Source organism: Pseudoalteromonas sp. L23 (assembly GCF_021728455.1).
Lineage (GTDB): Bacteria > Pseudomonadota > Gammaproteobacteria > Enterobacterales > Alteromonadaceae > Pseudoalteromonas.
This window is the reverse complement of record NZ_JAKKCW010000010.1, coordinates 118,350-131,206: the sequence shown is the minus strand read 5'-3', so window position 1 is coordinate 131,206 and position 12,857 is coordinate 118,350. Positions and strand designations below refer to the sequence as shown.

Here is a 12,857-nt window from a genome sequence, read left to right as displayed (position 1 = left end):
TGAGCTAACCCGAAATCAGAATAACAACTTATGCGCAAGCAGTTGTTATTCTTCGGTTAGTTTCAGTTAAGCAACCTGATTGATAAGTTGCTGCCGCTTGAACCAAAAAGGCGCATCACACCAACGTTTTTCCTTATTATAAAACCGCTGCTTTAGCGCTAAGTACTGATCAAACTGACGCGCTAAGTCTTGTTGATACATCTTGCTACTGTGCATAAACGCTTGAGATGTTTTGGTATTGCCGATAATGGCTGCCGCTTGGCATCCCGATGTCATGGCAAACCCTAATCCCATAGAGGAAATAGGGTCAAACGCACAAGCCGCATCCCCCACTGGTAGATAATTTTTGAGATGAGCAAAACTGTTAAAATGGCTCCCGGCAGGTCGGACCCATAGGCTTTCGTCGACCATCTTTGCCCCCTCAACACGCCTTGACATATATTTACTGCTACCTAAGTGCGCTTGCCACTGTGCCAAACGATTTAAGCGCTGCTTTGAGAGCAATTCAAAATCACTAAAATACGTTACAACTAACATATCGTTAGAAAGCGCCGCACTGTACCACCAGCCACATTCATCACTTTCAATTAGTTGAAGTTGCTCAAGCGCCCCCCGCTTTACTTTAAAGAAGGCACCAACCCCAGTAAGTCTGTCATATTGCTGAACAGCCGCTCCTAGAGATTTGCCAATAGACGAATTACGCCCTGACGCATCAACTAGATACTTGCAAACAATGGTGAACTGACCATAGTCAGGATGACTCACCACCACTGAGTAACGACCGTCTTGTAACTGAGTAATTGCTTTGCTTTTAGTGCGCGGGAACACCGTTCCACCGCGCTGGATTGTGCTTTCGAGCAAGGTTAGATCAAATATCTCGCGATTAATTTGATAGGTTGCTCTGTCTGGTGCAAAAATCGCGTGACGATTAGCAGATTTCTCACTTCCCCAAAATGCACTATTACCTTGAGTTGGAGTAAAACAGTGCGGACCGAAATCCGCTCTATCTATCTGCAAATAGTCCAATACCGAAAACACACTTGCAGATACACTTTCGCCAATTCTTAATTTTTGTAAATCAGACTGCTCGATTAAAATGACTGATAGGTCTGTGTGATTGAGCAAGTTTAATGCGGTGCTAGCCCCGGCAGGGCCAGCACCAATTACTAGCACATCACATTCGTGAGTACCATTCATATCCATTACCGTCTTGTTCGAGTACCACTGCGAGGCACTTTTTTCGCAGCTCGTTTTTGCGTAATTGGCTTAGCCATTTTTTCTTCAAGTCCTTTTAATATTGCTTTGGCCTTAGAGCACCCGCACGATAGGTGATCTTTAAGGTCATCAGGAATATAAAACACCGGAATATCGGTTCCGTCGTCTTGGCAATTCCCAGTAATATCAGAGACAGGCACATCCTTATAGGCAAACAGTTGGTGATTACGTTCGATTTCCGTAAAGTAAGGGAAATTCGGTTCATCACTATTTTGATTGCGGATAAAACCAAGTGCAGACCAATGCTCAACCATTTGCACAAAACTATTGATACCACGTGCATAGTTGACTTGCTGGCCTGCTGGCAGATGGGTAAGTGATTGATCATCAAATTGATTCGTCAATACATCCCAAGGGCTTTGTGGTGGCCACCAGTAACTATAGTAAGTTGGGGCAGCTGGCACCATTTGCGGATCGTCTTCCGTGCCGACGTTCACTTTATTCACCGTTGGCTCGGTAAAGTTCACATTTTGAATAGTACAGTTGAAAAAGTCTGCTTGCCACGGGCATGCCATGCGCTTGGTTAAATCTCCAGGCTGACATCCACCGCCTTCGCACTCATCACGCTCAGCATCCAAGCCGCTCGGAAAGCCATTACCCATGCTTTGATCTTTGATGATATAAGGCGCCGCGTACACTGCTGGATTTTGTAAGCTCCACGTTACCTCAATCCCTGGACACATAGGTAAGCCAACGCAATTACCCACGCTACCTTGATCCGCATAAAATACGCCAAACTCATCGACTGCGCTCTGTGGCGCTGAAGGTTTAGCACTTGAAAAGTTACCAGCGGCCCACTGACTCAGTAAGAAGTATTGAGTCTGCGTTAACGTCAGAAACTTATCGACAATATTGTCTTCAGCGTTGCTCACAGAGTTACTACCAGAGTTCATTGGCATCAGTGGTAAATTACCCTCAATACCATACTCGAATAGTTGCTGATTGGTTTGCTCGTTTGGCGGAGTTTGCTGCACTGTGGCTGGGTCAACTGGCTGTCTAAAGTACTTAAAGTAAGCCTGACGATTGGCTTTATTATCTTCAGAGTTGTCTTTAAAATCAAAAATATTGGAAACAAATGCCGACATAGATTGGACATTTGATACCCACTGATAACGGCTAATACGCTGGATAATCGGCTCAATATCTTGGTAATAATTTGCCTGATAAGAAGACTGATACTCACCATCGCTGTATAGCTCAGGACATAAGTTTTGTTCGCGCACCGCAACGTCAAACATAGTATCACTGAGATTGGAGATATTAACGATTTCCGGTGCAAAATCCGGAGAGCCAACAATTACCCAAGCAGAGAGTTGCAAGGTTTTACCATCGTCAAACGTAACCGTGCAATACACAGTTCCATCCGCAATATCATCATGCCATGTGTCCGCACCACCGTAAGATTCAAGAGGCTGGTTACCACCCGCATTCCCTTTACCGCCAAGTACCACTAAGCGGCCTTCGTTATCGGTTAAAATGTCTCCGAGCGACTTTATTTCAGTGCCTTGGCACGGTTTGGGAGGGAAACTAACCGGATATCCTGCAGGCGCACTGGCGGCGTCAAATTCAGCCTTTGCATTTGCGCCAGATATCGTTCTTGGACCTGGGTCAATAATTAAGCTTCGGCGATCCGTTGCATCCGCATTACGCCAAGGCGTGTTGCGATTGCTATAACTATTATCTTGACCATAGAGTAAGTTGCCTTGTAATTCATTAAACTCATACCATGCCGCCTTTTTATTAGCGACGTGTACAGTCCAACTAATGGATTTAACGTTATCGCTCGATAACGTAAGCTCATTGTTATTTTCGTCAATGATTTTAAAGGGTTGGCCCTGTCTGCGGATCCGGCCTTCTGCGTCTTTAAACTGACTGACAGGGCTGTCTATCTTATTGCCCCATTCATCGGATTCAAACGGTAAACCACCTATTTTGTCTGGTGCTAAATAAAACTGACCATCGCTATTACCGAGTCTTGCGACACCGACAGAGGGGTGAAGTGAATAGTTCATATTTATATCCTTTAGATATAGTAACCACGGCACAAAACAACACACTTGTTAACAAAAGATACTCAAGTGTGCGCTAACTTTCGCTTAAATTGATTCCCAGCTAAGTAGAGTAACTGTAGCACCAGCAAGAAAATGTGCATATTTCACGTCATTACAGAACATAAGACACGAACAAAATAAACTGTAACAATCTGATATTAAATAAAAATTACTTTTATCTTTTTTAAGCCATGTAAGAGGAAAACACTCACCAAACAAATCAGGTGATAAAAAACCTATTAGTTACAAACAAAAATCAATTGAAACATTTATTTCACAAACTATAATCTTTGCCCCTACATTGAGTAAAAACTCTATTTTTGCTTTTGGTTTTCAAGGAGTAGATATGAAAATAAAGCCTCTTACAATTTCACTAGGACTTGCATTAAGCAGCACAGTTCAAGCATTCACCCAATTTGGTGGACAAGGGATCATGCCCATGGGACATGAATGGTTAACCCGCACCGCAGCACTTGAAGTGCTGGATGCCGAACATATTATCGAACCAGATCCCAACGACCCCAGACATGCTTGGCGCTATGGTCTGGCAAAGAACATCGCACTACATGCCGCACAAGATGAAATTACTCGACTTCAGTCCCAGTTAAACAATAACCCACTCTATGAACCAAGATACGACAGTGTGAATTCCGCCATTGTCGGTGAGCGTTGGGTTGATATTGCTGGATTTAACGTCACCAACGCCAGTACCGATCCTACCGGCCCAAACTGTTTTAGCGCAGTCTCGCAAGAACCGGCTGACATTCAGCTAGATCACTTTATGCGCCGCTATGATGATATTGCAGGCCAAGGTGGTGTAGATGCAGCTTATCGCGCGCAAAAACGCTTTGTTCAACATTTTATTGATGCAGCCATGGCTGAGGAAAAGCGCCTCAAAGTATGGGATGGTGGTGGCCACGCCGCACTTGCGGAAGTAGATCATAATTACTTTTTGTTTGGCCGTGCCGTTCACCTATTTCAAGACTCATTTAGTCCAGAGCATACGGTAAGGCTTCCACAAGATAACTACGAAAAGGTTTGGCAAGTAAAAGCTTACCTTTGCTCTGAGGGTGCAGAGCAGCATTCGCACGACACTAAAGATGTGCTTAACTTCTCCAGTGGCGATGTGATTTGGCAGGCGAATACACGCCTAGAGTCAGGCTGGCAGTCTTATCGTATTAGTAGCATGAAACCGGTCGCGATTGTCGCGCTGGAGGCCAGTAAAGATCTCTGGGCTGCGTTTATTCGCACAATGGCAACACCAAAGGCACAAAGACGTAGCGTAGCCGAGCAAGAAGCACAGCAACTAGTACAAAACTGGTTGTCGTTTGACGAGGCCGCTATGCTGGCTTGGTATAAGGACGAAAATAAACGTGATCATACTTATGTACTGGCCCCTAATGAGTCAGGAAAAGGGAAGTCGCTTGAAGCGTGTATGGCGGAGTTGAATGTAGGCACAACGAACCAAGCTGAGCGTGTTGCACAGCTAGATGCAGAGCGAAACCAATGTCTTTTTAATATTGAAGCCGAACCTGGTTTTGAAGATCTTAACGATCCACACTTAGATATTCCCTACAACTGGCGCTGGAAATCTCTAACCTGGCAAACGCCACCAAGCGGCTGGACATATCCGCAGTTAAGTGCAGATACGGGCACACAAATCACGATAAAGTCGCCAGTAAATAACCAGTATTTAGCAGCACAGACCCTAAGCAATGACACCCGAATTACCTTTAGCCCAACTGAGCCTCTCAATTTAATTCAGGTAACCTATGCTCAGGGTCATCACTATTTTAGAGCCACTCAGGCCCCTTCACTGTTTTTAAGTTACAGCAGCACAAGCGCAGGCTATCTCAAACTCGTAGACTCCCCTAAACAAGCACTCTACGCATTGATTTATCAAGGTGGTGTTTGGAATATCAAAAATCAATTTTGGCAGCAATATATTTGGTTTAACCAAGCGCAAAACCAACCTGAGTTAAATCGCCATGGCGAGCCGGACCAGTTATCCGCTAAGTGGATGATTGAAGGCATATAACTTAACACAGCCCCCAACCAGCAGGCCCTATCTAATTTAGGGCCTTTTCCTAAATAGACTCACTCAGCAAGCCTGAAACAAAGTACGATTAACTTTTTTTACGCAGCCAAAACAGGCTTCCTTCAACGCTTAACCAGGCTTTTTTGCCACCAAAATCTATATAACTTAAGACTTCTTCTTTTGAACCCAAGGTGTAGCCATATATCTCTTTTTGCTTAGTCTTTTCTTGACCTGTAAGCATCTTGATAAAGTGCTTATTGTACCCTTTGATTGTCGCTTTTAGCTCACTTAAGGCTTTGCTCTCGCCATCCTGCGCAAAACGCATCAACGCCTCTGCAGATAGCATAAAAATACTCTCTTCTTCATACTCATCAAGGCAAGCTTGTAGTTTATCCCACTGCTTCAAGATAACTAAACCGTTCACATACAGGTATCGACAGGCCTGATTATCGTTGGGATTAAGTCGCAGCAGCACGTCTAACTCATCAACCGCCTCTTGTACTCTGTCTGCCCAGAAGTAAATCCACGCTTTATGGTAACGAATAAACATATAAGGTCTGGTTTCGTGGATAAGCCAAAAATTACCTTGATTTTCCTCAATATAATCAGGCGTAATAAAGTCTTGTTCTTCATTATGAATAAACTGGTCAAGTAAAGGGATTGAATCAATGTGAGTCAATTTGAGTAAGTTCTCAATCAGTGAGTTTCTTATTTCTTCTTGTTCTTCATCAAAACCTTCTTCAAATTCAAACGCTCCGAGCTCGTTGTCTAACTCAGGATCCCAAATTAAAGTATCCCCTAACTCCATAATCGCGCCTGCCAAATAACGCTTTACGTCATGAGCCTCTCGCTCAAAAGACACCATAGGCTCAGCGTTTGAAAATGCCGCCTTTGCTGCATCTAAGCTTGTAAATCCGGTGAGCTGTTGTTGTAATTCACTTACCGCACCTTTTTGCTCTAGTGACAAGTTCTCAAAAGATACTTTTTCCAAAGCTTTGAGCAGACCAAGACAAAAGCTCGGTAATGGAGCCCCCTTTGCTAATGATGCTGCAAAGTCCTGCTTAGAGAGCGCACACTCTTTTGGCAACTTATAAGTTTTTCCATCCAAGCTTGAAACGCACTGCTCATGCAAATCCATTAAGGCCTCTAACTGAGCACGGTAAATAGCCGTGTAATCACCAAAGAGCTCAGGCAACCACTCGTGTATTTCAGCAATATCATTAATGGCAACTTTGCCAATCAAATAGCCTTCAACAAAATAATAATCCGGTTGATGCTGAGTATCATTAGAAAAGGCATTAACAGCTTTGCGTAACGCACTTGGAGTCATATAGAACATTCCTTTAATAATTGGGTAGGTAGGGGCAGCTTTACGCAGCGAACTCTACAAAAAACATCGCGGAATAAATCCGCTCCTACCATACTAGATCCCACTGGTAAAAACCACTTCACGCAGGTGGGGTCGCTTTACGCAGCGAACTCTACATAAAACATTGCGGAGCCAATCCGCTCCCACCACACTAGCCACCACTGATAGGAGCCGCGTCACGCGGCGATCTCTTCATAAAACATCGAGGAATAAATCTACTCCCACCACACTAGCTCCCCACTGGTAGGAGCCGCTTCACGCGGCGATCTTTACAGAAAACATCGCGGAATAAATCCGCTCCCACCATACTAGCCCCCCACTGATAGGAGCCGCTTTACGCGGCGATCTTTACAGAAAACATCGCGGAATAAATCCACTCCCACCACATTAGCCCCCCACTGGTAGGAGCCGCTTCACGCGGCGATCTCTTCATAAAACATCGAGGAATAAATCCTCATTCACCACACTACCCCCCGTTGGGGGGAGCCGCTTTACGCGGCGATCTTTGCGTCAAACTCAGGATCACAACCTTTGCGGCTCTACAGGGCTCTGTATAAAGGCGGCGAATCTATCAACTATGTTTGGATAATGCACACGTAACAGAGCTTGTGACTCACGGTTACTCAAAGCACGACATCGCTCAGTTTGCTCTTGCAGCATCAACTTTTTCAAACTCAGTCTACCAGTCGTGGTAGACATCAAAAAATGGATGGTCGCCCAACTACTTTTATACATCAGCTCAGAATCGTAAGACTTCCACTTGGATTCTGCATTGATAAGTTCATAAGGCGATAACACTCGCCCTGTAATATAACCGCGATGTAATCTAGCTTGATTTGGTGCAACAGTGCCGACCTGCATCGTCACTTTTACGGTTTGAAAATAGCCTGCAAGTCCCTCATTTAACCAACGCGGCGTATATCCAATCACAGCCTGATTAATAGCGTGCACCGCTTCATGAACAGCGGTTTGCATCGTCGCATGATGATTTCTTTGCTCAACCAAAGCAAGGTTGTATCTACCCAAGTAAAGACCGACACTTCCCTTTGGATTGCCACCATAAGATTTAACCACTCGCTCATATTCGCGCCGATTAGGTAGCACCTTGATCCTGAGCGTCACCTTTTGCATCGCATCCAAGCCAACAATACTGGTATACCCTCTAAATACAGCATTCAGTTTAGCGCTCAAGGTGTTTTTAAACTGATCCGTGATATTTGGACCGGAGATATTGAGGTCAAAGAAATCAAGAGCACGATTACGCTCTGGCTGATAATGCTTAGCCGCAAAACTCGGTTTTTTATCCGAGTAATTCGTAATGCCTCTCTCATCAACCCAAGTGTATATCCCATTCTCAACACGGTATTTGATTCCCTCGGCTTGCTGAGAAACACAACGACCAAACTCTCTTAAACTCGTTTGATGGTCATAGGTATCCCCTTTTGGTGACTGAACTGAACTTGGTTGTTTGAACTTTTGCTCTGCAACCACAGGCGCATTATTTAATTCAGTTTTTTGGTTGCTTAGCATATTGGTTAGCTGAGGCTGTATTTGAGTAAACCAAAACTCACGGCCATCAAAAAAGAGAAACAACAACACAGAAAACACAACTAAACAGGCCTTAAAAATAGCCTCCTTCCACTCGCTCCAAGCGTCCTTCATTCCTTGACCCTCAATCCTATTTTTTTATTGAAATATCCTGATAGTAAGAATAACCAAGTTAGACTTCCGCAATTAGGAGCCGCTTTACGCGGCGATCTCTTGCACCTTATTCCAGAAAATCAACTCCTCACATAACCTTTCGACGCTGCCAAATCCAGCAAAGCGCCAAAGCAAACACACCACTTACATAGGTCACATACAAAGGCACTGAGGTGTCGGCATCCTCAGCATACATAAACACGCTCGACATCACCCAAGCTGCAACTGCACCAATCAACAGCCATACCGCCGCAGAATACAGCTTATACACCGGCGCACTCAAATAACCCGACAGCACCACACAAGCCGCTGCTACACCGCCTATCACCGGCTTCTTCCACCAGCCCGCATACTCCGCCAACATCCCAGCCAAGGTTGCTGACACGATAAAAGTTATGATGACGATTATGATAGACAGTAAAAATTTAGGGGCTTGGTTCATAATTCACCTTTGCAAAACCACAGACTACTGAACATAGTCCACAACATCCATGGATCTAAAGTTGAGATGCTTTTCTTCATGATGTTCTGCATCTAGCACTACTGACAAGTACGGAGCAAATACCATTTTTTCATCTGATGAGAGCTCAAACTCCATTTTAAACATTCGCTTACTTCCTACAGGCACAGTAAAGTAATCAGAGTTATAACTACCGTACCGCTTTTCGCCTACATAGTATGCAAGTAATCTAGCTTGACTATCTTTATGATCAATCGCATAACTTTTATTTCTAATCCTAAAAGCATTATCACGAGGAAGCAGATTAATAGCGTAAAAGGAGCAAGTAAGATTTTTACCGCGCTTTTCACATTTATCCTTCTTTACTTCAAACCCCGCGTAGTGTTGAAAAGTTTTGACGGGGCCATCGTATTCATCGTTGAACATGGAAAGTGATATCCAAGGATCTTTTAGAAACATCCCTGCTGAAAAAAATGCTACACATACAAACACAGTTGAAATTGACTTTATGAATCTCCTAAAAGTGCTTAGTCCAGCTCGCTCAAATTGATAATACAAATAACTTATCATCACCACACTAAGCACCAAAATTGGTATAAAGCGAATCAAGCTACTACCAGAATAAAGCACGTAGGCCTTCACTATCTCAACAAGATCAGTTGCATATGCGCCAATGACGATACTGGTTATAAAAACGGTAAAAGCAATCAATTTATTAAATGAAAATAAAGCCGCTTTTTTTACTGTGCTGTGTTGTTGTGACGCTGAGCCATCCATTTGTTTGCGTGTCCTAGTTGCTAAAGTTTTGAAATACAATCAAAGTTTTTATCGATAAATAAATTTACAATCCATCTACATAGAGTTCAAGCTGTAATCTATCACCCGTTATGTGGATAGAGAAACCTATCTGGTTGTTAAATCAATACCAGATCCTCTTTGACACAGACAGCTCATACCTACCCTGCGCTAGTTCTCAGAGCGTCTCAACACCTCCCTCAACCGCGCAAACGTCACAAACTCATCGGTGGCTTCCATCACTGAATATTCTGGGTTTCTTGCCACTAGTAAGTAGGTTACTTCACCTTGCGCATCAATCTGTTTTCTTACGTCTCGTAGTAAAAATTGTTCGTCGCCAGCTGCGTCAAAGCGCTCGATGGCGATAGTGGTATTTGTAATTGATCCTGCATTGTTCGATGTGATCCGCTCTAGTAACAATAAATCCCCATCGAAGATCGGGTATTTCCCACCATTCATAGAATTGCCACTAGCATGAGCTAAGAAGTGTTTTTCAGGGTCGACTTTCCCACACTCTGGTGGTGCAGGCACGAAGGACATTTCGCTACTATCACCTGTTTTAAAGTGACCACAAGCAATTTGTAAGTTAGGAAAATATGGCAGCTGTACTACGTTTTCCCCAACATCTGTGCTTTGAAGTTGGTTTGGTATCGCATCATCTGTCACCGTCTGTGTACTTTCGAGTTCGGCTAGCCTGTCACGTTTGGTATGAAGATATCTAGCAAGGCGATAGCGGCTTAACTCCAATATACAATCGGTCAGTTGTTCAATATCTTGCGTGTTAACTTCAAGGTTTAGTTTGAACTGTGCTTCTTCAATGGATTGATTTGGTGCTTGTTCAATTGAAAACCAGTGGTGTGCTTTTCGCTTATGCACAGGCTTTTTTGCTTCTGTATAGGCATTAACCGGATTATCAAACCAATAGTTGAACCAAACTTTACTGCCTTTGCTTTTGCTTCTGTCCTTTTCTGATATGTCTAGCTTGCTTAGCTGAGGGTAGTGCAATAGCACATCATAACTCTTATCTGCCAGCGCTCTTAATGTGGGAGGGTAAGCTATACCATCGAGTTGAACAAAGGCTTCAAGCAAAATGGCTTTAAAGCATTTTGTCATACTGGTCATTTCGACAGCCTCTTTTAAAAACACCTTGTAGGGCGCAAGCCACTCAGCTGAAATACTACTAATGCTCTTTGCTTTTACAACGAGCTCAAACCAACTTCCATAAGCCTTTACCTTCTTAAACTCACCATATTCATGGAAAAACTCACAAGCATCAGGCGCATGACCTAGTTGCTCTGTTAAATTTTGATAATCATCAAGAGCCGTGGTTCGCTGTTCTTTAGCGAGTTGCCGCCAAAAGTCAGTAATTTCTAGGTCGTAATTTACAAAACATCCTTCGGGTAGCTGGACTACTTGGTTGTCTTTACTTAACTTAGCAACTAAGTCTCTAGGCGAGTGTGTAGCAAAAAGTGCATAAGGCTTGTTCAAAAAACTGTGGTGGTTACCAATAAAATCTAATACCACCAAATGCGTTTTCTGTTGATGGGCTCTCAGTCCACGGCCTAATTGTTGTAAGAATAAAACCTTTGATTCACTGGGCCTCAACATCATCACAGTGTCGATACAGGGTAAATCAGTGCCCTCATTAAACAGGTCAACACTAAAAATAATTTGTAGTTTTCCAGATGCTAAATGCGCGAGAGCTTCGCTACGTTTTATGCTTGACTTTCCATGTACTGAGGCCGCTTTAACTCCCGCTTTATTGAAGTAGTTTGCCATGTAGTCGGCGTGTGCGGTCGAAATACAAAAAGCCAGCGTGCGTGTTTGCGCTAACTGTTTCCAGTGCTGTAAAGCATGTTTTGCTCTGCGCTCTGTCGCAAATTGATTGTTTAGACTGGTTGGATCAAACTTGCCGTTACGCCAAGGAATTGCGGTATAGTCAACGCTTTCGTCCCAAATACCATAATAATGAAACGGCGCGAGCGTTTTGGCGTCAATCCCCTGCACCATATTCCGCTCATAGACGAGGTTATTGTCACATAGGCTTAAAATATCGGCTTGATCCGTTCGCTCTGGTGTAGCTGTTAAACCAAGTAAGAATTGCGGCTCAAAATAAGACAGCAAATTTCGGTATAATTTACTACTCGCGTGGTGAAACTCATCAACAATAATGTAGTCAAAGTAATCAGCTGTAAACTGCCTCAAATTCTCTGTTTTACCAATGCTCTGTACAGAGGCAAACAAAAAGTCGGCATCACTTTGTTTATGCTTACCGATATAAAACCCTGCAGTACAATCAATTAGTCGCGTAAAGGTCTTGGCCGCTTGCTTGAGGATTTCTTCTCTATGTGCCACAAATAGGACTTTTTTAGCGCCTACTTGTTGAACATCAAAAGCAGCAAGCCACGTTTTGCCCATTCCCGTCGCTAATACCACTAAGCCTCTTTTATAGCTTTGTGCTCTTGCGTTATTCAGTTTTTCTAGGGCTTCTTGCTGCTCAGGTCTAGGGCCAATCGGTTCAATATCTATGTCGTCATCGACCTTACTAACAGTTTTGAACTGTGGCTTCTTACGACGTTTTTGATAGTGCTGTATCCACGGGTAGCTTAAACATGTTGTTTGAGGATGAGTAAATAAACTGGTAAACGCAGCCTTAAACTGCAAAAACGTTGCCTTGTTATTAGCACTGTGACTGGCTATGAAATCATGCCGAAAACACCATTCTAACCCTTGAGTTAGTGCCACTGCACTTATATTGTTTGAACCAATAAACGCACTCCCCTCGTAAATTTGACCATCTTCACCTTTGGTTTTGGTGAAAATGTATGACTTCATATGAAAACTCTCATTTCCGCGAGTTTCATATACTCGTAGATCAGCCCCTAAAGTCTGTAGTGTCATCAATTCTTTAAGTGCGAACGGGCAAGTAAAGTCTAGGTAATCCGACGTAAGTAGCTTTAAGGTAGTGCCGTTTGCTAGAGCGTCGTACAAAGCATCAAAAAGTAAATCAAGACCAGATCGCTGAATAAATGAAACGGTAATTTCAATCTCGTCAGCTTGTTCTATGGCGTGGAGCAGTGCAGGTAACAAGGGGTCATCACCCCCTATATAAAGTTGCTTATTGGTGCAAAGCGCGAGCTGTCTTCCTTGGATATTGCTACTCACTTA

The 12,857-nt window shown here is 43.5% G+C and carries 8 protein-coding genes; 1 reads left to right on the top strand and 7 read right to left on the bottom strand.

The genetic code is table 11. From position 1 onward, the window contains the following. Positions 1-66: 66 nt before the first annotated feature. Positions 67-1,197 carry a lysine-epsilon-oxidase maturase LodB gene (gene lodB, locus L3V43_RS16585; protein ID WP_237116979.1) on the bottom strand — a complete coding sequence of 377 codons (1,131 nt, stop codon included), beginning with the start codon at positions 1,195-1,197 and terminating at the stop codon, positions 67-69. A gap of 5 nt (positions 1,198-1,202) precedes the next feature. After that, on the bottom strand, positions 1,203-3,287 hold the full coding sequence (gene lodA, locus L3V43_RS16580; RefSeq protein ID WP_102058552.1) for a CTQ-dependent lysine 6-oxidase LodA: 2,085 nt from the start codon (positions 3,285-3,287) through the stop codon (positions 1,203-1,205). A 385-nt stretch (positions 3,288-3,672) separates the two neighbouring features. On the opposite strand from lodA, the gene L3V43_RS16575 reads away from it, so the two are divergent. Next, on the top strand, positions 3,673-5,364 hold the full coding sequence (locus tag L3V43_RS16575) for a hemolysin D (protein ID WP_237116980.1): 1,692 nt from the start codon (positions 3,673-3,675) through the stop codon (positions 5,362-5,364). A gap of 88 nt (positions 5,365-5,452) precedes the next feature. On the opposite strand, the gene L3V43_RS16570 is transcribed toward L3V43_RS16575, so the two are convergent. The 5 genes from L3V43_RS16570 to L3V43_RS16550 all read right to left on the bottom strand — a co-directional run bounded on the left by L3V43_RS16570 (position 5,453) and on the right by L3V43_RS16550 (position 12,854). Then, complete coding sequence (locus L3V43_RS16570; protein WP_237116981.1) at positions 5,453-6,694, bottom strand: UPF0149 family protein; 1,242 nt, start codon at positions 6,692-6,694, stop codon at positions 5,453-5,455. A gap of 561 nt (positions 6,695-7,255) precedes the next feature. Beyond that, the gene (locus L3V43_RS16565) at positions 7,256-8,395 is read right to left on the bottom strand and encodes a DUF1570 domain-containing protein (RefSeq protein ID WP_237116982.1); all 1,140 of its coding nucleotides are present in this window, start codon (positions 8,393-8,395) and stop codon (positions 7,256-7,258) included. A 127-nt stretch (positions 8,396-8,522) separates the two neighbouring features. Next, entirely contained in the window at positions 8,523-8,876 is a 354-nt protein-coding gene (locus tag L3V43_RS16560; RefSeq protein WP_237116983.1) for a hypothetical protein, read from the bottom strand. Between the two features lie 24 nt (positions 8,877-8,900). Beyond that, positions 8,901-9,671, bottom strand: a complete 771-nt coding sequence (locus tag L3V43_RS16555; protein ID WP_237116984.1) for a hypothetical protein — start codon at positions 9,669-9,671, stop codon at positions 8,901-8,903. A gap of 189 nt (positions 9,672-9,860) precedes the next feature. Next, on the bottom strand, positions 9,861-12,854 hold the full coding sequence (locus L3V43_RS16550; protein WP_237116985.1) for a DEAD/DEAH box helicase family protein: 2,994 nt from the start codon (positions 12,852-12,854) through the stop codon (positions 9,861-9,863). Positions 12,855-12,857: the final 3 nt, after the last annotated feature.